Genomic DNA, 19,593 nt, shown 5'->3' with positions numbered 1-19,593 from the left:
GGACCGCCGATTCGGCTGTCCGCGCACCTACGAAACGCGGGTGTGTGATCTGGCCGACACCGCGGCCCGGACCAGCGCGGCCACCGGCCGCGGGTCCGGCTCGTTCTCCGGGTGCCACTGCACCCCGAGCACGAAGCGCCGCGCCGGATCCTCCACCGCCTCGACCACCCCGTCGTCGGCCCAGCCGGTCACCGCCAGGCCGCCGGGGTCGGCCACCGCCTGATGGTGGTACGAGTTGACCCGGTCCACCCCGGCCATCACCTCGGCGGTCCGGCTGCCGGCGGCGAAGCGCACCGGATGCGAGCCGTACACGCCCGGCGCGGGACGGTGCCCGTCGTGCCCGACCACGTCCGGCAGGTGCTGGTGCAGCAGGCCGCCGTACGCCACCGCCAGCAGTTGCATCCCCCGGCACACGCCCAGCACCGGCAGGTCGGCGGCGAGCGCGGCGGTCAGCAGCGTCGTCTCCCCCGCGTCGCGCTCCGGGCGGCTCTCGGTGCGCGGGTCCGGCGGCTCGCCGTACCGCTCCGGGCCGACGTCCGCGCCGCCGGCCAGCAGCAGCCCGTCCAGCAGCCCCAGCACGTCCGCGTCGGCGTCGTCGGGGGGCAGCACCACGGCCCGGCCGCCCGCCGCGGTGACCGCCCGGACGTACGCGTGCGGCACGAGCGTCGCCGGCACGTCCCGCCACACCGCCCAGCCGGCCGGCTCGACGTACGCGGTGATGCCGATGACAGGTCGCGTCATAGCGGAGTGACGTACGCGCCGGTGATGCCGCCGTCGACGACGAACTGCGCGGCGGTCATGAACGAGGCGTCGTCGCTGGCGAGGAACGCCACCGCGGCGGCGATCTCGGTGGGATCGCCGAACCGGCCCATCGGCACGTGCACCAGCCGACGGGCCGCCCGCTCCGGATCCTTGGCGAACAGCTCCAGCAGCAGCGGCGTCGCCACCGGCCCGGGGCACAGCGCGTTGACCCGGATGCCCTCGCGGGCGAACTGCACGCCCAGCTCCCGGGTCATCGCCAGCACCCCGCCCTTGCTCGCCGTGTACGCGATCTGCGACGTCGCCGCGCCCATCAGTGCCACGAACGAGGCGGTGTTGATGATCGAGCCCTTGCCCTGCCGGCGCATGTGCGGGATGACGTACTTGCAGCACAGGTAGACGCTCGTGGTGTTGACCCGCAGCACCCGTTCCCAGGCGTCCAGGCCGGTCTCCAGGATCGAGTCGTCGTCCGGCGGCGAGATGCCCGCGTTGTGGAACGACACGTCCACCCGGCCGTGCCGCTGCACCACCCCGTCGAACAGGTCACGCACGGCCGTCTCGTCGGCCACGTCGGCGGCGACGAACTCACCGCCCACCTCCTGCGCGGCCCGGGCACCGGCGTCGGCGTCGATGTCCACGCACACCACCCGGGCACCCTCGGCGGCGAAGCGCCGTACGGTGGCCAGCCCGATGCCGCTGCCCGCGCCGGTCACGACCGCCACCCGGTCGGAAAGCCGTCCCTGCACTGTGATCACTCCTCGGTGCCGATGAACACGTTCTTGACGTCGGTGAAGGCGTGCAGCGCGTCCGGACCCAGCTCCCGGCCCAGGCCGGAACGCTTCATCCCGCCGAACGGGGTCCAGTAGCGCACCGAGGAGTGCGAGTTGACGCTGAGGTTGCCCGATTCGACGGCGCGGGCCACCCGCACCGCCCGCCCGACGTCCCGGGTCCAGATCGAGCCGGAGAGGCCGTACTCGGTGTCGTTGGCGAGCCGGATCGCGTCCGCCTCGTCGTCGAACGGCAGCACCGAGACGACCGGGCCGAAGACCTCCTCCCGCCAGTGCCGGTCGGCCGGGGAGCCGGCGAGCAGCACGGTCGGGGCGTACCAGAAGCCGGGGCCGTCGGGGCACGAGCCGGTGAAGGCGACGTCCGCCCCGTCGACGTACCCGGCGACCCGGTCCCGGTGCGCGGCGGAGATCAGCGGGCCCATCTCGGCCGTGTCCCGGGCCGGGTCCTCCACCCGCACCGCCCGTACGGCCGGTTCGAGCAGTTCCAGGAACCTGTCGTACACCCGGCGCTGGACCAGGATCCGGGAGCGGGCGCAGCAGTCCTGGCCGGCGTTGTCGAAGACGGCGTACGGCGCGGTCGCCGCCGCCTTCTCCAGGTCCGCGTCGGCGAAGACGACGTTCGCCGACTTGCCGCCCAGCTCCAGCGTCACCCGCTTCACCTGGGCCGCACAGCCGGCCATGATCCGGGTGCCGACCTCGGTCGAGCCGGTGAAGCAGATCTTGCGGACCGCCGGGTGGGTGACGAACCGCTCGCCGACCACACTGCCCCGACCGGGCAGCACGGTGAACACGCCGTCGGGCAGGCCGGCGTCGCGGGCCAGTTCGGCCAGGCGCAGCGCGGTGAGCGGGGTCAGCTCGGCCGGTTTCAGCACCACCGTGTTCCCGGCGGCGAGCGCCGGGGCGAATCCCCAGCCGGCGATCGGCATCGGGAAGTTCCACGGCACGATCACGCCGACCACGCCCAGCGGCTCGTGGAACGTGACGTCGAGCCCGCCGGGCACCGGGATCTGGTGGCCGGTCAGCCGTTCCGGCGCGCCCGCGTAGTAGTCGAGCACGTCGCGGACGTTGCCCGCCTCCCAACGGGCGTTGCCGATGGTGTGCCCGGCGTTGCGCACCTCCAGGAGAGCCAGCTCCTCCAGGTGCGCGTCGACAGCGGCGGCGAACCGTCGCAGCAGCCGCCCCCGATCCCCCGGCGCCACGTGCCGCCACGTCTCGAACGCCGCGGCCGCCCGCGCGACAGCCGCATCCACGTCCTCGACGGAGCACCCCGGAACGATCCCGATCCTCGCCCCGTCCACAGGCGAGATCACCTCACCCACGCGCGCTCCCCTCCCCTCGCCCCCGCGATCTTGCAGTTGCTGCCCCGGCGAAAGCTCCACAACGCCCGCACCGAGGGCCGTAGGTGCAAGATCGGCGACGAAAACCGGGCGCGAGGACGGCGGCGGGGTCAGAGGCGTTCGAAGCCACGGGTCAGCTCCCAGTCCGTCACCGCGGCGTCGAAGGCGGTCAGCTCGACCTTCGCCTGGTTGGCGTAGTGGGCGGCCACCTCGTCACCGAACGCCTCCCGAGCCACCGCCGAGCGCTGCCACAGGTCCAGCGCGTCACGCAACGTGGTGGGCACCCGCTCGGCGTCCGGGTCGTCGTACGCGTTGCCGGTGCACTCGTCCGCCAGCTCCAGCTCGTTCTCGATGCCGTGCACCGCCCCGGCCACCAGTGCGGCGATCGCCAGGTACGGGTTGACGTCGGCCCCCGGCACCCGGTTCTCCACCCGCATCCCCTGCCCGTGCCCGACCAGCCGCAGCGCGCAGGTCCGGTTGTCGGTGCCCCAGCGCAGCGCGGTCGGCGCGAACGAGCCGGGCTGATAGCGCTTGTAGGAGTTGATGTTCGGCGCGAAGAACAGGCTGAACTCGCGCATGGTGGCGAGCAGCCCGGCCAGCACCCGCTGCCCGGTGACGCTCAGGTGCGCGGGCCCGTCCCCCAGCATCGCCGACGAGCCGGAGGCGTCGCGCAGCGAGAAGTGGATGTGGCAGGAGTTGCCCTCCCGCTCGTTCGGCTTGGCCATGAACGTGATCGCCATGCCCTCCTGGGCGGCGATCTCCTTGGCACCGTTCTTGTAGATGACGTGGTGGTCGGCGCAGCGCACCGCCTCGTCGTACCGGAAGGCGATCTCGTGCTGGCCGAGGTTGCACTCGCCCTTCGCGCTCTCCGGGGTGAGCCCGGCGCCGGCCATCTCGGTGCGGATACGGCGCAGCAGCGGCTCGACCCGGGCGGTGCCGAGCAGCGAGTAGTCCACGTTGTACTGGTTGGCCGGCGTCAGGTCGCGGTAGCCGCGCCGCCACGCCTCCTCGTACGAGTCGCGGTAGAGCACGAACTCCAGTTCGGTGCCGGCGTACGCGGTCAGCCCGTGCGCGGCCAGCCGGTCGAGCTGGCGGCGCAGGATCTGCCGGGGCGAGGCGACCACCGGGCCGGAGCCGTCCAGCCACTCCAGGTCGGCAAGCAGCAGCGCGGAGCCGGGCTGCCAGGGCATCCGGCGCAGCGTGTCCAGGTCGGGGCGCATGGCGAAGTCGCCGTAGCCGCGTTCCCAGCTCGACATCGCGTACCCGTCGACGGTGTTCATGTCGACGTCCACCGCGAGCAGGTAGTTGCAGCCCTCGCTGCCGTGCGTGACCACCTGGTCGAGGAAGTAGGGCGCGTGGAACCGCTTGCCCTGCAGGCGGCCCTGCATGTCGGTGAGCGCGAGCACCACCGTGTCGATCTCACCCTCGGTGACGGCGACCCGCAACTGTTCCAGCGAGAGCGGCGTTGGTTTCATCAGGGGCCTCCATCACCAAGGTCTACTGGCAAACCGGATCACCGTCAATGCCCCGGCGAGGCCGGGTGCGAAACCGGGGAGTGCACATGCGCCGTCGTACCGTCGCGGTCGTCGCCGCCGTCCTCGCGATCGTGCTCGCAGCGACCGACGCGCACGCCGACCGCAGACCCGCCGAGGGGCGACCCGCCGCCGGGCCGGACCGGCCGGCGACCGCCGACGCGCGACCGGTCACGCTCGACCTGCGCGGCTTCGACGGGCGCGCCGGCTGGTCCGGCTACGACCTGACCCGTCCCCGCGTCGTCGCGACCGGGTTGGAGGCGCCGTGGGGGCTGGACTTCCTGCCCGACGGCAGCGCCCTGGTCGCGCAGCGGGACCAGGGCACGATCCTGCGCGTACGCCCGGGCCGTCCGGCCCGGCAGGTGGCCCGGATCGCCGACGTGGCCGCCGGCGGCGAGGCGGGCCTGCTCGGGCTCGCGGTCTCCCCCCGGTACCGCCGCGACAGGTGGGTCTACGCCGCCTACACCACCGCTGCCGACATCCGGATCGTCCGGTTCCGCCTCGGCGTGTCCCAGCCGCCGCAGGTGCTGGTGAGCGGCATCGCCCGCAGCGCCGTCCATGACGGCGGGCGGATCGCGTTCGGCCCCGACGGCATGCTGTACGCCGGGATCGGCGACGCCGGGGTGTCCGCCCGCGCGCAGGATCTGACCAGCCGCAACGGCAAGATCCTGCGGATCCGCCCGGACGGCGGCGTGCCGGCCGGCAACCCGTTCCCCGGCTCGCTCGTCTACAGCTACGGCCACCGCAACGTGCAGGGCCTCGCCTGGGACCGGCAGGGGCGGCTGTTCGCCACCGAGTTCGGGCAGAGCACCTGGGACGAGGTGAACCGGATCGTGCCCGGCGGCAACTACGGCTGGCCGCTCGTCGAGGGCGTCGCCGGTGACCGCCGGTTCCGCGACCCGGTCGTCGTCTGGCCGCCCGCGCAGGCGTCCCCGAGCGGCGCCGCGTTCACCGGGGGCACGCTCTACGTCGCCGCGCTGCGCGGCGCCCGGCTCTGGGCGGTGCCCGTCGACGCCGCCGGCCGCGTCGGCGTACCGGTGGCGGAGCTGGCCGGCACCTACGGCCGCCTGCGTACCGTCGAGGTGGCGCCCGACGGCGCGCTCTGGGTGGCGACCAGCAACCGCGACGGCCGCGGCACCCCGGCGGCCGGCGACGACCGCATCCTCCGCTTCCCGCTCACCCACCGCCGCCCCACGATCTGACCCTTGGGGTACGCGGACAGCCGGCGGTCACATCGACTGGACCCAGGCGGACCGCCACTGCGGGGACGGGTCCGCGCCGAGGCTCGTCCAGTACTCCCGGCCCTCGACGATCCGCCCGTCGCGCACGGTCCAGAACGACGCGACCCGATGCACGCCCATTCCCTCGTGCGGCACCTCCACCTCGGACACCACAGTGTCGCCTGATGCCACCACCCGCAGCACCCGGATCGACCAGCCCTCCGGGTACTCGGCATTGACCTTCACGTAGTTGTCGCGGCCGACGATCCGCTCGGCGCTGACCGGCCACTCGACCACCACGTCGTCGGCCAGCAGCTCGCCGACGCCGGTCCAGTCGCGGGCCTGCATGCGATCCCACAACGCGCGTACCACCGCTTCCGTCTCCATGGCCGGATCATGGCAGGCCCCACCGACAGCTACGACGGCTCGGCGGGCTCGGGCTCGGGTTCGGCCTGGTCGACGGTGCGGCGCGGGCCGGTGAACCACTTGCGGGCCGAGGCGTACCACCAGATGGCGACGCCGAGCAGCACGCCACCGATGGCGATGGGCGCGTAGTTGACAGCCGTCCAGCTGAAGTCGGGGTTGCCTGGTACACCCGCCGGGACGATCGGCAGCACGAAGTAGACCGAGATGACCGCGATCTCGACCACCGCGATCCAGCCGAGCAGCTTGTAGCGGCGGCCGAGCGTCCACGGGCCCGGGGTGAACCGGTCGCCCATCCGCAGCCGCAGGAAGATCGGGATGATGAAGGACAGGTACAGCCCGATCACCGCGACCGACACCACCGCGTAGAACGCCACAGGGATGCCGCCGCGCTGGTAGAGCGCGGGCAGCGTGAGCACCAGCCCGGCCAGCGTCGCGCCGATGATGGCGTTGACGGGCGTGCCGTTGCGGTTCACCTTCGACCAGAGTTTCCAGCCGGGCACCGCGCGGTCCCGGCTGAACGCGTACGCCATCCGCGACATCGACGTCACGCAGCTCATGCCGCAGAAGAACTGCCCGATGGTGGAGATGATGATGACGGCCTTGAAGAAGAACGGCGTCAGCGCGGACTCGAAGATCGCCCCGGAGAAGCCGCCCGCCTCGTTTATCGCGTCCACGTCGGTGGCCGCGAACAGGAACGCCAGCAGCAGGATCCAGCCGCCCACCGCCGAGTAGAAGATCGACCGCCACAGCCCCTGCGCGGCGGCCTTGGACGCGCCCCGGGTCTCCTCGGAGACGTGCGCGCAGGCGTCGAAGCCGGTGATCGTGTACTGCGTGAGCAGGAAACCCAGCGGCAGCACGTAGAACCAGAACGCCAGCCCGCCGGTGTCGCCGTCACCGAAGCCGGAGTTGTTGAACCGCTCGGTGAAGACGAACTGGAAGCTCTGGTGGTTGTCCGGGACCAGGACCAGGATCAGCACCACGGCGGCCGCGCCGGCGACGTGCCACCAGACCGAGACGTTCTGGAGTACGTCGATGATCCGGTGCCCGTAGATGTTGATCAGCCCGTGCAGCGCGAGGATCACCACGAACAGCCCGAACGTCTGGTGCCCGGTGCCGGCCCAGCCGTCGAACAGCGCCGACAGCGTCAGGTTGAGGAACGTGGCGCAGCCGTAGTCGACCGATGCGGTCACCGCGACCAGCCCGATCAGGTTGAGCCAGCCGGTGAACCAGCCGTGCACCGGCCGGCCCATCGTCGCCGCCCACCAGTAGATCCCGCCCGCCGTCGGGTACGCCGACACCAGCTCGGCCAGGCAGAAGCCGATGATCAGGATGAACAGCGAGATCAGCGGCCAGCCCCAGGAGATCGCCACCGGGCCGCCGTTGTTCCACGCCTGGCCGAACGTGGTGAAGCAGCCGGCCAGGATCGAGATGATGGAGAACGAGATCGCGAAGTTGGAGAAGCCGCTCCACTTGCGGCGCAGCTCCTGTTTGTAGCCGAGTTCGGCGAGTCGTCGGGCGTCGTCGTCCATCGGCTGCTCGGCGGTCGGCGCGGGCGTCGTGGCCACTGCACACCTCCTCGAGGCGATGCTCGTGCGAGTGCTCGCAGTGTGCTCCCGGCCGATCAAGGCGGTCAATACGTACGCCGGTAATTGCGTTGTCGCCCGATCCCACCCGGGGCATCATTGTGGGCGTGACCAGGCCCGACCCGACGGGCCGGCACCGGGCGCTCGGCAACGCCCGGTCCGCGGCGGCGCGCGGCGTCCACCTCTCTCTCACTGAAGTACGGCGATCGGCCGTACCCTCCGGACGCCCCGCGCCGCCGCTCCCTAACGGCCGACTGTCAGCGTCAGCCCGGGCGCTGCCACCTCCACCGGGCCGGCGAACCCGCGCCGTACGGCGGTCAGCGCCTCCCGCGGCTCCGTCCCCGGCCACAGATGGGTGAGCAGCAGGCGCCGCACCCCGGCCTCGGTGGCGTACCGGCCGACCTCGACGGCGCTGGACAGGTTGCCCTCGTGCCGCTGCGGGAGTTCGTCCGCATAGGTCGCCTCCGCGATCAGCAGGTCCGCGTCGCGGGCCAGCTCCACCAGCGCCGGGCTGGGTCCGGTGTCCCCGGTGTAGGCGAGCACCAGGCCCGCCGCCGAGAACCGGGCTCCGGCGTTCGGCACCCAGTGCGGCAACGCGAACGTCCGCACCTCGTACGGCCCCAGACGCAGCGTCTCCCCCGGGGTGAACCCGGTCAGCCGGTACCCGGGTTCGAGTAGACCCGGCTCGTCGATCGCGAGCAGCCCGGCGAGACTGCCCGTGGGGGCGTACACCGGCAGGGGCGGCCCGGACCGGTTCGCGAGCACCCGGGCGCGGATCAGCGGTTGCAGGTCCGCGCAGTGGTCGGGGTGGCCGTGGCTGACGTAGACGGCGTCGACGTGCTCCGCCCGCGTGAGCGCCAGCAACGGTTGCAGCGTCGCGTAGCCGGGGTCGATCAGCAGCCGGAAGCCGTCGTGTTCGACGAGGAAGCCGGCGCAGGCCTGGTGGGCGGTGGGGTAGGCGCCGAGGCCGCCCAGGACGGTTGTCCGCATCCGGTCGACCGTACCGGTGGGGTGCTCGCCGGGTGGCCCGGCGACGGTCAGACGAACAGCAGCCCCGCGACCCACAGCGCGGCGATCATCAGACCGGCGGTGAACTCCAGGACCATCGACAGCCCGGCCGCCTTGAGTGCCTGCACCGTGGCCGGCCAGGCCAGGCGGGTGTCGCCGAGCCGCAGCCGTTCGGCGCCGAAGATGCCGCCGACGAAGCCGATCGGCAGCCCGATCACCGGGATCACGAAGAACCCGACCACGCCGAGCAGCCCGCCCGCCAGCAGCGAGGTGGTGGGCACGCCGGTCCGCTTCAGGTTGCGCCCCGGCCAGAGGTACTTGAGCACGGTGCCGCCGGCCGCGATCACCGTGGCGGCGGCGAGCACCGCCCAGCGGCCCGGTCCGGCGTCGCCGAACAGCGTCCACACCAGTACGCCGCCCCAGCACAGCGGCAGTGCCGGTAACCCGGGCACCACCACCCCGGCCAGGCCGGCGACGATCGCCAGCGCGGCGACCACCGACACCACGGCCTGCGAATCGGTGAGACTCACCGGTTCTCCCTTCCTCGCCTGCCGCGTTCGCGGGAGGTGTTAAGCGGGGCCCCCTGCTCTACCGGAGGCGTTAAGAGGGGGCCCTTCCTTACCCGCCCAGGCGGGCGCGGATGCCGTCGGCGGGCATGGGAGCGCCGAACAGCCGGCCCTGCCCGGTGTCGCAGCGCAGCGCCCGCAGCCGTTCGGCCTGCACCTCGGTCTCCACCGCCTCGGCCGTCACCGACAGCTCCAGCGCGTGCGCCAGCCGGACCAGCGCGTCCACGATCCGCTCGTCCCGGTGGTCGGCGACCGCGTCCGCGCCGTCACCCCTTATCCCCTCGACGAACGGGCCGGCCAGCTTCACGCAGTGGATCGGCAGCCGCCGCAGGTACGCCAGGTTCGAGTAGCCGGTGCCGAAGTCGTCGATGGCCAGCCGCAGCCCGAGGCCGGCGAGCTGGTGCAGCGTCCGCAGCGGCTCGCCGGCGCTGCCCATGACGGCGCTCTCGGTCAGCTCCAGCTGCAACAGCTCGGCCGGCAGGCCGGTGTGCTGCAACGCCTCGGCCACCGTCTCCACGATGGCCGGATCGTCGGCCTGCCGGGCGGCCAGGTTGACGCTGACCACCGGCGTGGTGTCCGGGTACGCGCGCCGCCACGACTCGGCGTCACGGCACGCCTGGCGCAGCACCCAGGCGCCGAGCCGGACGATCAGGCCGGTCTCCTCGGCCAGCCCGATGAACCGGTCCGGGCCGATCAGTCCCAGCTCCGGGTGCTGCCAGCGCACCAGCGCCTCGACCGCCACCATCGTGCCGTCCAGCAGCGACACGATCGGCTGGTAGTGCAGCACGAACTCGCCCCGGTCCAGCGCGGCGGGCAGGTTCGCGGCCAGCGCGGACCGGGCGATGTCGGCGGCGCTGCGCTCCGGGTCGTACACCGCCCAGCGGCCCCGGCCCTCCGCCTTGGCCCAGTACAGCGTGGTGTCGGCGGCCTTCATCAGGTCACCGACGCTCGTCTCCGCCGCCGGGCACTCCACGATGCCGATGCTCGCCGACACGGCGAGCTGCTGGTCACCGACGTGCACCGGCGCGGACACCGCGGCCAGGGCCAGCTCGGCGACCTCCACCGCGTCGTCGATTCCGCCGTCGGAGTCGACAAGGATGACGAACTCGTCGCCGCCCATCCGGGCGACCAGGTGGCCGCGTCCGGCCACGCAGTCGCTGAGCCGGCGGGCGATCACCTTGAGCAGCCGGTCGCCCAGGTCGTGGCCGAGGCTGTCGTTCACCGCCTTGAAGCCGTCCAGGTCGATGAAGCAGAGCCCGACGCGCTGGTCCGGGCCGGCGGCGTCGAAGACCGCGCCGAGCTCGTCGAAGAACAGCGTGCGGTTGGGCAGGCCGGTCAGCGGGTCGTGCAGCGCCTGGAAACGCAGCCGCTGCTGCAACTCGTACCGCTGGGTGATGTCCTCCACCATGGCGACGGTGAACCGGGGCCGGCCGTCGTCGTGCCGGATCAGCGAGACCGCGAGGTCGGTCCAGACCACGCTGCCGTCCTTGCGGTAGTAGCGCTTCTCCACCCGGGCGCTGTCCCGCTTGCCCTCGATCAGCTCCTTGTACAGCTCCCACATCCCGGCCGCGTCGTCGGGGTGGAACAACGCCGACACGTTCATCCGCCGCATCTCCGCGACGGTGTAGCCGAGCATGTCCGCGAACGCCTGGTTGACCTCGATGATCTGCCCGTCGACACCGGCGATGCCGATGCCGATGGCGGCGCCGGTGAAGACCGCCCGGAAGCGGGCCTCGCTGTCCCGTAGCGCCTGCTCGACGGTGTCCCGGGCCTGCCACGCCGACCGGGCGATCCGCTCCTGCTGGCTGAAGACCCGGTCGCGCAGCGCGCGGGCGAACCCGGCGGCGAACGCGCCCTGCAGCAGCGCCACCCGCTCGCGCAGCTCCGGCGACTCGGTGCGTGACGGCAGCACCCAGGGCAGGAACCGGTCACCGAGCGCCTGCACCGACCAGTCGAGTACCCCCGGCTCGGTGAGGTGCGCCTGGACCAGGGCACGCCCCACCTCCTCCGCCGGGCCGGCGGAGAAGGTGGGGGCGAGCAGGGCCTCACCGAGGCGCTCGGTGAGCGGTACCAGCAGGCGCTCGGTCTCGGCCGCGCTCAGCGGCACGAACCCGATGCGGCGCACCGCGCGAGCCCACTCGGCGGCGTACGCGGCGGCGCCGGGCCGGCTGACGTCTCCCCCGTCGCTGTCCGGGGCGCGCACGGGGTTCAGCCGGCGGCGCGGTCGTGCCGGGCGACGCCGCCGAACGCCCCGAAGCGCTCCGGGTGCTCGTCCACGTCCGACGGGGAGTCGGGCCGCCACAGCGGCATGTGCACCACGCCCGGTTCGAGGATCGTCCAGTCGCCGAAGAAGCCGGTGATCTCGGCCCGCGAGCGCAGCGTGATCTCCGTGGCGGTACGCGCCGACAGCCGCTGCGCGTCCAGCATCTCCTGCGGCTGGTCCTCGAACGTCGAGTGGGAGATGACCAGGTAGCTGCCGGGCGCGGCGGCGGCGCGCAGGGTGGCCAGGATGTCGGCCGGGCGGTCGGCGTCGGGCACGAAGTGCACCACGCCGGCGAGCAGGATGCCCAGCGGCCGGTCGAAGTCGATCAGGCCGCTGGCGGCGGCGTGGTCCAGGATCAGCTTCGGCTCGCGCAGGTCGGCCAGGACCGCCGTGGCCCGGTCGTTGCCGGCGAGCAGTTCGTGGCTGTGCGCCACGGCGACCGGGTCGATGTCGACGTACACGATCCGGGCGTCCGGGTCGGCCGCCTGGGCGACCTCGTGCACGTTGCCGACGGTGGGGATGCCGGAGCCGATGTCGAGGAACTGGTCGATGCCGGCGTCGAGCAGCACCCGTACGGCCCGGCGCAGGAACTCCCGCCCGGAGCGCATGGTGGCGGCCAGGTTCGGCGTCATGGCCGCGATCTGTTCGGCGAGCTGCCGGTCGATCTCGAAGTTGTGCGCCCCACCGAGGAAGTAGTCGTAGACCCGGGCGGCGCTCGGCCGGCTCAGGTCGATCTCGGTGGGCAGGCTCTCCGGCGTCTGCATCGCTCGGTCCCCCAGGTCGTCGTCCGCCGTCGATGGCGGATCATGTGGTCCAGACCACTCTAGGCCGGTACGGCCGGGTTCGGGAGATCCACTGGAGGCGATGCCGGCGGCCCGGTTCAGGCGGCCGATTCCAGCAGCAGCGAGATGCCCTGGCCGACGCCGATGCACATGGTGGCGAGCGCCCGCCGGCCGCCCCGGCGGCGCAGTTCCAGCGCGGCGGTCAACGCCAGCCGGGCGCCGCTGGCGCCGAGCGGGTGACCCAGCGCGATCGCCCCGCCGCCCGGGTTGACGTGCTCGGCGTCCTCCGGCAGGCCCAGCTCGCGCAGCACCGCCACGGACTGTGCGGCGAACGCCTCGTTCAGCTCGATCACGTCCACGTCGGTGAGCGACAGGCCCGTCCGGTCGAGCAGCTTGCGGGTCGCCGGGACCGGGCCGATGCCCATGATCCGTGGCGGTACGCCCGCCGACGCGGCGCCGCGTACCCGGGCCAGCGGGGTGAGGCCGTAGCGTTCGACGGCGGCCGCGGAGGCGACGAGCAGCGCGACGGCGCCGTCGTTGACGCCGGAGGAGTTGCCGGCGGTGACGGTGCCGCCCTCACGGAACGGGGTGGGCAGCGCGGCGAGCTTCGCCAGCGTCGTCTCGCGCGGGTGCTCGTCGGTCTCGACCAGCTTCGTCTCGCGCTTGCCGGCCGGCACGGTCACCGGGACGATCTCCTCGGCCAGCCGGCCGTCGGCCTGCGCCTCGGCGGCCCGCTGCTGCGACCGGTACGCGAAGGCGTCCTGCGCGGCCCGGTCCACGCCGAACTCGGCTGCCACGTTCTCGGCCGTCTCCGGCATCGAGTCGATGCCCCAGCCCTTGCGCATCAGCGGGTTGACCAGCCGCCAGCCGATCGTGGTGTCGTACACCTCGGCGGTGCGGGCGAACGGCGTGGCCGCCTTCGGCATGACGAACGGCGCGCGGCTCATGCTCTCCACGCCGCCGGCCACCACCAGGTCGGCCTCCCCGGCGACGATCGCGCGGGCGGCGGAGGCGAGCGCGTCCAGGCCGGAGCCGCAGAGCCGGTTGACGGTGCTGCCCGGCACCTCCTCGGGCAGGCCGCCGAGCAGCGCGGCCATCCGGGCCACGTTGCGGTTGTCCTCGCCGGCCTGGTTGGCGCAGCCCAGGATCACGTCGTCGGTGCGGGCCCAGTCGACCGAGGGGTGGCGGGCCACCAGCTCGCGGACGACGTGCGCGGCCAGGTCGTCCGGGCGCACCCCGGCCAGGGCGCCGGCGTACCGGCCGATCGGGGTGCGGACTCCGGCAACGAGATAGGCCACTGTCATCGCGCGTACGTCCTTCGGGGGTGGGAAGGGGTCGGTGGGGGTACCCGGCGCCAGGATATCCGTGACCGGAGCGGATAGGTTTGCCGCATGTCCGGGGCCCAGTTCAGCGCAGAGACCAGCGGCGGCGGCGCGTTCGTCCGCCAGCCCAACCGGTTCACCGGCCGGGTCACCCCGCACTCCACGTCACCCGAGGGCGGCGGGCCGGACGAGGCGGGACGCTGGCCGCTGGAGGCGGGCCGGTACCGGCTGATCTGGTGCCGGGCCTGCCCGTGGGCGCACCGGGCCCGGATCGTGCGCGGCCTGCTCGGGCTGGACGAGGTGATCTCGCTGGGCACCGTCGACCCGATCCGGGACGAGCGGGGCTGGCGGTTCGCGCTCGACCCGGACGGCTTCGACCCGGTGCTCGGCATCGGCTTCCTGTCCGAGGCGTACCTGTCCACCGACAGGGACTACACCGGCCGGGTGACGGTGCCGGCGCTCGTGGACACGCTCACCGGACGGGTCGTGACGAACGACTATCCGCAGCTCACGCTGGACTTCTCGACCGAGTGGCGGCGGTTCCACGCGCCGGACGCGCCCGATCTCTACCCGGTCGAGCTGCGCCCGGAAATGGACGCGCTGATGGCGGAGATCCACCGGGACGTCAACAACGGCGTCTACCGGTGCGGCTTCGCCACCTCGCAGGAGGCGTACGACGAGGCGTTCACCGCGCTGTTCGCCCGCCTGGACGCGCTGAGCGAGCGGCTGGCCGGCCGGCGCTACCTGATGGGCGACGCGATCACCGAGGCGGACGTGCGCCTGTTCACCACGCTGGTGCGCTTCGACGTGGCGTACCACGGGCACTTCAAGTGCAACCAGCGCAAGCTCACCGAGATGCCGGTGCTGTGGGCGTACGCGCGGGACCTGTTCCAGACGCCCGGCTTCGGCGAGACGGTGGACTTCGACCACATCAAGCGGCACTACTACGCCACCCACGACATGATCAATCCGACCCGGATCGTGCCGCTCGGCCCCGACCTGTCCGGCTGGACCACCCCGCACGGACGTGGCTGAGGACACGGCCCGCCGGATCGCCGCCGCGTTCGCCGCCGTCTGCCTGGCCGCCGGCGCGGCCGCGGTGACTGTCGCGGTGATCGCCGGTCCCGGTCCGGGCCCCATCGCGTACGTGAGTGAGGCGGGCATCACCGACAGCGGGTACGCCGGGGCGTACCGGATCGGGATCTTCTCGGTGGCCGCGTCGCTGCTGCTGCTCGCCGGGGCGTTGCCACCGGGGGTACGCGCGGCGGCCGGGCTGCTCGGCGTCGGCGCGGTCGCCACGGTGCTCTCCGGCGCTGTCACGTGCAGCGAGGGTTGCCCGCTGCCGCCGTTCGAGGCGACGACGGTGGCCGACCTGGTGCACGGCGGGGCCAGCATCGCGGCGACCGCCGCGGTGGTGCTGGCCATGCTCGTCCTGCTGTTCTCCCCGGCGGCGGATCGGGGGTTGCGGCGGATCGCCGCGGTCGGCGCGGCACTGGCGCTGCCGGTGGCCGCCGTGGTAGCGGCGGCACTGCTGCTGGTCGGCCGCAGCGCGCTGCTCGGGGTGTCGGAACGGGTGCTGCTGGTCGTGGTGGCGGCCTGGGGACTGGTCACCTCCGGCTACCTGGCTGTAAGGAGCCTCACCGGCGACGGTCCTTCCGTTCCGGCCCGCGACGGGAGTAACGTGTCGCGACGATGACCAATGTCTGGTGCCTCACCGAGCGCCTGTACGTCGATCTGCGACGGCAGGCCAGCGGCGTCTGTCCGGCGTAGCTCCACGCCCCCGACGCCCGCCTTCCCTCTCCAGACCTTGGATCTGTCCCCATGACTTCCGCCCTGCGCAGAATCCCCTTCTCCGTCCAGATCCTGCTCGGCCTCGTGCTCGGCGTGGCGCTCGGTTTCCTCGCCCGCGCCGCCGACCTCGCCTGGCTCACCAGCACGCTCGACACCGTCGGCGGCCTCTTCGTCCAACTGCTCAAGCTCGCCGTGCCGCCGCTCGTCTTCACCGCCATCGTGGTCAGCGTGGTGAGCCTGCGCGGCGTCGCCAACGCCGCCCGGCTCGCCGTCAAGACGCTGCTCTGGTTCGCCGTCACCGCGCTCATCGCGGTGAGCATCGGCATCGGCATCGGCCTGCTCACCGACCCCGGCCGGGGCGTCGACCTGGACCCGGCCGGCGCCAGCGCGCCGAAGACCACCGGCTCCTGGATCGACTTCCTCACCGGCATCGTCCCGACCAACCCGGTCGGCGCGTTCGTCGAGGGCAACGTCCTGCAGATCGTCTTCCTCGCCCTGGTGGTGGGCGCCGCCGCGCTGCTGGTCGGCGACGCCGCCGAGCCGTTCGTGTCGCTCAACCGGTCGCTGCTGTCGATCGTGCAGAAGGCGCTCTGGTGGGTCATCCGGCTCGCCCCGATCGGCACGCTCGGCCTGATCGGCAACGCCGTCGCCTCGTACGGCTGGGACCTGCTCGCCCCGCTCGCGAAGTTCACCACGGCCGTCTACGTCGGCTGCGCGCTGGTGCTGTTCGTGGTCTACCCGGTGCTGCTCGCGGTGGCCGGCAAGCTCAACCCGCTGCGCTTCTTCGCCGGTGCCTGGCCCGCCATCGAGCTGGCGTTCGTCTCCCGCTCGTCGGTGGGCACCATGCCGGTGACCCAGCGCTCGGTCGAGCGCCTCGGCGTCCCCCGCGAGTACGCCTCCTTCGCGGTGCCGTTCGGTGCCACCACGAAGATGGACGGCTGCGCCGCCATCTACCCGGCGCTCGCCGCGATCTTCGTGGCGCAGGTGTTCGGCGTGAACCTGGGCGTCACCGACTACCTGCTGATCGCGTTCGTCTCGGTGGTCGGCTCGGCCGCAACCGCCGGCCTGACCGGCGCGATCGTCATGCTGACGCTGACCCTGAGCACGCTGGGCCTGCCGCTGGCCGGGGCCGGCCTGCTGCTGGCCATCGACCCGATCCTGGACATGATCCGTACCGCCACGAACGTGGCCGGGCAAGCGGTGGTGCCGACCATCGTGGCCGCCCGGGAGGGCACGCTCGACCGGGCCGCGTACGACTCGGCCGGCAAGCGCGACCTGATCGAGCCGGCCGAGACCGAGCGGCTCGACCCCGTACCCGCCTGACCCACACTCAACGGGTGCGTCCCTCGGAACGGGGACGCACCCGTTGCCATGACCGGAGGATCTTCGACAATGAGCGTCCTGTTCACCCCGCTCGCCCTGCGCGGCGTCACGCTGCCCAACCGGATCGCGCTGGCGCCCATGTGCCAGTACAGCGCCGGGCCCGACGGCCTGCCCACCGACTGGCACCGGGTCCACCTCGGCTCCCGCGCGGTCGGCGGGGCCGGGATCGTCATCACCGAGGCGACGGCAGTGGTGCCCGAGGGCCGGATCAGCCCGCAGGACACCGGGCTCTGGTCCGACGCGCACGTCGACGCGTGGCGGCCGATCACCGCGTTCGTCGCCGCGCACGGCGCGGTCCCGGCCGTGCAGCTCGCGCACGCCGGGTTCAAGGCGTCCACGTACCGGCCGTGGGCACCGGCGCGCGGCGGCGTGCCGGACGCCGAGGGCGGCTGGACCCCGGTCGGCCCGGGCGACCAGCCGTTCGTACCGGAGTACCGCACGCCGACCGCGCTGGACGAGGCGGGCATCGCCGCGGTGGTGGACGCCTTCGCCACCGCCGCCGGGCGGGCGCTGGACGCCGGGTTCGCCGCCGTGGAGATCCACGCCGCGCACGGCTACCTGCTGCACGAGTTCCTGTCCCCGCTGACCAACCGGCGCACCGACGGCTACGGCGGTGACCGGGCCGCCCGGATGCGGCTCACCCTCGACGTGGCCCGCGCGGTACGCGCCGCCGTCGGCGAGTCGGTGCCGGTGCTCACCCGGATCTCCGCCACCGACTGGACCGACGACGGCTGGACCGTCGACGACAGCGTGGTGCTCGCCGGGGAACTGGCCGCCGCCGGTGTGGACCTGGTCGACACGTCCTCGGGCGGCGCGGCGGTCCAGGCGTCCATCCCGGTCGGACCCGGCTACCAGGTGCCGCTGGCCGCCCGGATCCGCCGCGACGCCGGGGTGCCGACCGGCGCCGTGGGCCTGATCGTCGAGCCCGAGCAGGCCGAGCAGATCGTGGCCGGCGGCGAGGCGGACCTGGTGCTGCTGGGCCGCGAACTGCTGCGCGACCCGTACTGGCCGCACCGCGCCGCCGCCAAGCTGGGCGCCACCCCCACCTGGCCCAACCAGTACGCCCGAGCCCTCTGACCGTGCGCGTCGATCATGAAGTTGGCGGCGTTCTGCGTCCGATTTGTCGCCGCCAACTTCATGATCGACGGGGAGGACCCCCGAGGCGGTCAGCCCGCCAGGTGGTTCCAGCGGGGTTCCAGGTCGGTCCAGGTGCCCTGGTCGGCCACCGTGCCGTCGATCAGCACCACCACGTGGTCGGCCCGGACCAGCGCGGCCCGCTTCGCGGTCGAGCCGACCACAGTCACGCCGTGCTCGCGCAACGCCGACCACAGCGCCAGCTCCGTGCTGACGTCCAGCGCCGACGACACGTCGTCGGCCACCAGCAGCTCGGTACGCGGGGCGAGCGCCCGGGCCAGCGCCAGCCGCTGGAGCTGACCGCCGGACAGCCGGGTGCCCTTGTGCCCGATCAGCAACCCGAGCCCGCCCCCGGCCGCGGCCAGGTCGTGTTCGAGCTGGGCGGTGGTGACCGCCCCGGCGGCGTCCACCTGGTGGCCGAGCGCGATGTTGTCGGCCACCGTGCCGGAGAGCACCCGGGGCATCTGGCCCACGTACCCGACCTGGTTGGGACGCAGGAACATCTCCGGCTCGGTCACCGGGTCACCGTTCCAGCGCAGCTCGCCGACGTGGTGCACGATCCCGGCGAGCGCGCGCAGCAGCGACGACTTGCCGGACCCGACCGGGCCGACGACCAGCACCAGTTGCCCGCGCTCGACCACCAGGTCCACGTCGCGGACGGCGAGCGTGCCGTCGGAGTGCAGCGCACCGAAGCCGGCCAGCTCCAGGCGGCGCAGCGGGTGCCGGGGCGGCGGCTCGGGCGCGGGCGCGGTGCCGGCGACCAGGTCCAGGCCGGGCACCGGCGCCGCGTACACGGCCTCGCCGGTCATCGCCACCGTCCGCTTCGTCCACACCCGCGCCGACGGGTACTGCGACACCAGCGACGCGGTGGTCCACGCGAACCACCGGGCCGCGGCCAGGGTGGACACGGCCACCAGCGTGGCACCCGCCGACAGCTCCCCGGCCAGGTAGAGCGCCCACGCGCCGATCGGCAGCAGGCCGCTGGCGACCGACGGGGTGGACCGGGCCCACACCTGCATGGCGATCTCGCGCCGCTGCCGCTCGCTGCGGACCTCGTCCAGCCGGGCGAGGTGGCGCAGCACCGGGCGGGTGGCGCCGGCCAGCTTCACCGTACGGGCGGCTGACAGCGCGGAGACCAGCGCGGTGGCGAACGCGGCGCGCGCCTTCACCGTGCCGGCGGCGGTGCGTTCCAGCCGCGGCCCGAACAGCGTCGCCGCCAGGCCGGACACCACCATCGTGCCGACGAAGAACATCGCCGGTACGAGACTGCCCGTCACCAGCGTCATGGCGACCACGATGACCAGCGAGATGAACTGGTCCATGAGGTTGTCGGCCAGGTGCACCACCCGGTCCGTGTCACCGCCCTGGGCCACCACCTCGGCCGGGGTGTGCCCGCTGACCCGGCGCGCGCCGGTCTGCCCGTGCACCAGCCGGGCGCTGATCCGCAGCATCTGCCGGATCCACCACTGCGGGAACCACAGGTTGGTCAGGTACGGCAGCGGCAGCACCACGAGCAGCGCGGCCACGATGCCCAGCGCGGGCAGCCACGGGTCGCCGCCGCCGACCAGGTCGGCCCAGAGCCAGGGCAGCACCGCGCCGTCCAGGCCGAGCACCGTCATCACGACGAAGAGGCCGACCGAGAGCAGGCCGTACCGGGTGTCGTTGGTGCCCAGCCGGAAGATCTCCCGCATGGTCCGCG

General features: G+C 73.1%; 17 protein-coding genes. 5 read left to right on the top strand and 12 right to left on the bottom strand.

Annotation, left to right across the window (positions count from 1 at the left end):
• Positions 1 to 27: 27 nt before the first annotated feature.
• From ACPCK6_RS02100 to ACPCK6_RS02085, 4 genes are all read right to left on the bottom strand, one after another.
• Positions 28 to 741 (bottom strand): gamma-glutamyl-gamma-aminobutyrate hydrolase family protein, encoded by a 714-nt coding sequence (locus ACPCK6_RS02100; RefSeq protein ID WP_396880343.1) that lies wholly within the window; start codon positions 739 to 741, stop codon positions 28 to 30.
• Positions 738 to 1,505: a 3-oxoacyl-ACP reductase gene (locus tag ACPCK6_RS02095; RefSeq protein WP_396880342.1), complete on the bottom strand. Its 768-nt coding sequence runs from the start codon at positions 1,503 to 1,505 to the stop codon at positions 738 to 740. The genes ACPCK6_RS02100 and ACPCK6_RS02095 overlap by 4 nt, the downstream gene beginning before the upstream one ends.
• A gap of 5 nt (positions 1,506 to 1,510) precedes the next feature.
• On the bottom strand, positions 1,511 to 2,866 hold the full coding sequence (locus ACPCK6_RS02090) for an aldehyde dehydrogenase family protein (RefSeq protein ID WP_514132348.1): 1,356 nt from the start codon (positions 2,864 to 2,866) through the stop codon (positions 1,511 to 1,513).
• A 128-nt stretch (positions 2,867 to 2,994) separates the two neighbouring features.
• Complete coding sequence (locus ACPCK6_RS02085) at positions 2,995 to 4,359, bottom strand: glutamine synthetase family protein (protein WP_423480177.1); 1,365 nt, start codon at positions 4,357 to 4,359, stop codon at positions 2,995 to 2,997.
• Between the two features lie 86 nt (positions 4,360 to 4,445).
• Here ACPCK6_RS02085 and ACPCK6_RS02080 point away from each other — a divergent pair, with 86 nt between their 5' ends.
• Complete coding sequence (locus tag ACPCK6_RS02080; RefSeq protein ID WP_423480176.1) at positions 4,446 to 5,618, top strand: PQQ-dependent sugar dehydrogenase; 1,173 nt, start codon at positions 4,446 to 4,448, stop codon at positions 5,616 to 5,618.
• A gap of 27 nt (positions 5,619 to 5,645) precedes the next feature.
• Here the strand turns inward: ACPCK6_RS02080 and ACPCK6_RS02075 are convergent, their stop codons facing one another.
• The 7 genes from ACPCK6_RS02075 to pcaF all read right to left on the bottom strand — a co-directional run bounded on the left by ACPCK6_RS02075 (position 5,646) and on the right by pcaF (position 13,568).
• A complete protein-coding gene (locus ACPCK6_RS02075; RefSeq protein ID WP_423480175.1) occupies positions 5,646 to 6,023 on the bottom strand; it encodes a nuclear transport factor 2 family protein in 378 nt (125 codons plus the stop codon).
• A gap of 29 nt (positions 6,024 to 6,052) precedes the next feature.
• Positions 6,053 to 7,627 (bottom strand): amino acid permease, encoded by a 1,575-nt coding sequence (locus ACPCK6_RS02070; RefSeq protein ID WP_013284642.1) that lies wholly within the window; start codon positions 7,625 to 7,627, stop codon positions 6,053 to 6,055.
• Positions 7,628 to 7,888: 261 nt separating this feature from the next.
• Positions 7,889 to 8,635 (bottom strand): MBL fold metallo-hydrolase, encoded by a 747-nt coding sequence (locus ACPCK6_RS02065; protein WP_423480174.1) that lies wholly within the window; start codon positions 8,633 to 8,635, stop codon positions 7,889 to 7,891.
• Positions 8,636 to 8,682: 47 nt separating this feature from the next.
• Positions 8,683 to 9,183 (bottom strand): DUF456 domain-containing protein, encoded by a 501-nt coding sequence (locus tag ACPCK6_RS02060; protein ID WP_184977164.1) that lies wholly within the window; start codon positions 9,181 to 9,183, stop codon positions 8,683 to 8,685.
• An 88-nt stretch (positions 9,184 to 9,271) separates the two neighbouring features.
• Positions 9,272 to 11,422 carry a putative bifunctional diguanylate cyclase/phosphodiesterase gene (locus ACPCK6_RS02055; RefSeq protein ID WP_151014381.1) on the bottom strand — a complete coding sequence of 717 codons (2,151 nt, stop codon included), beginning with the start codon at positions 11,420 to 11,422 and terminating at the stop codon, positions 9,272 to 9,274.
• 5 nt (positions 11,423 to 11,427) lie between these two features.
• A complete protein-coding gene (locus ACPCK6_RS02050) occupies positions 11,428 to 12,246 on the bottom strand; it encodes an SAM-dependent methyltransferase (RefSeq protein WP_121686128.1) in 819 nt (272 codons plus the stop codon).
• A gap of 116 nt (positions 12,247 to 12,362) precedes the next feature.
• The gene (gene pcaF, locus ACPCK6_RS02045) at positions 12,363 to 13,568 is read right to left on the bottom strand and encodes a 3-oxoadipyl-CoA thiolase (protein ID WP_377624955.1); all 1,206 of its coding nucleotides are present in this window, start codon (positions 13,566 to 13,568) and stop codon (positions 12,363 to 12,365) included.
• Between the two features lie 87 nt (positions 13,569 to 13,655).
• Here pcaF and ACPCK6_RS02040 point away from each other — a divergent pair, with 87 nt between their 5' ends.
• From ACPCK6_RS02040 to ACPCK6_RS02025, 4 genes are all read left to right on the top strand, one after another.
• Complete coding sequence (locus tag ACPCK6_RS02040) at positions 13,656 to 14,621, top strand: glutathione S-transferase family protein (protein ID WP_396880331.1); 966 nt, start codon at positions 13,656 to 13,658, stop codon at positions 14,619 to 14,621.
• Positions 14,614 to 15,282 (top strand): DUF998 domain-containing protein, encoded by a 669-nt coding sequence (locus tag ACPCK6_RS02035; protein WP_396880330.1) that lies wholly within the window; start codon positions 14,614 to 14,616, stop codon positions 15,280 to 15,282. The genes ACPCK6_RS02040 and ACPCK6_RS02035 overlap by 8 nt, the downstream gene beginning before the upstream one ends.
• Positions 15,283 to 15,419: 137 nt before the next feature.
• Entirely contained in the window at positions 15,420 to 16,700 is a 1,281-nt protein-coding gene (locus ACPCK6_RS02030; protein ID WP_423480247.1) for a dicarboxylate/amino acid:cation symporter, read from the top strand.
• A 69-nt stretch (positions 16,701 to 16,769) separates the two neighbouring features.
• Positions 16,770 to 17,837 carry an NADH:flavin oxidoreductase/NADH oxidase gene (locus ACPCK6_RS02025; RefSeq protein WP_423480173.1) on the top strand — a complete coding sequence of 356 codons (1,068 nt, stop codon included), beginning with the start codon at positions 16,770 to 16,772 and terminating at the stop codon, positions 17,835 to 17,837.
• Between the two features lie 89 nt (positions 17,838 to 17,926).
• Here the strand turns inward: ACPCK6_RS02025 and ACPCK6_RS02020 are convergent.
• Positions 17,927 to 19,593: ATP-binding cassette domain-containing protein (locus ACPCK6_RS02020; protein WP_423480172.1), on the bottom strand; the 1,667-nt coding region annotated here is incomplete at its 5' end.

The organism is Micromonospora sp. AB353 (assembly GCF_049538395.1).
In the GTDB taxonomy this organism is placed as follows: Bacteria; Actinomycetota; Actinomycetes; order Mycobacteriales; family Micromonosporaceae; genus Micromonospora; species Micromonospora aurantiaca.
This window is presented reverse-complemented; position numbering and strand designations above follow the sequence as displayed.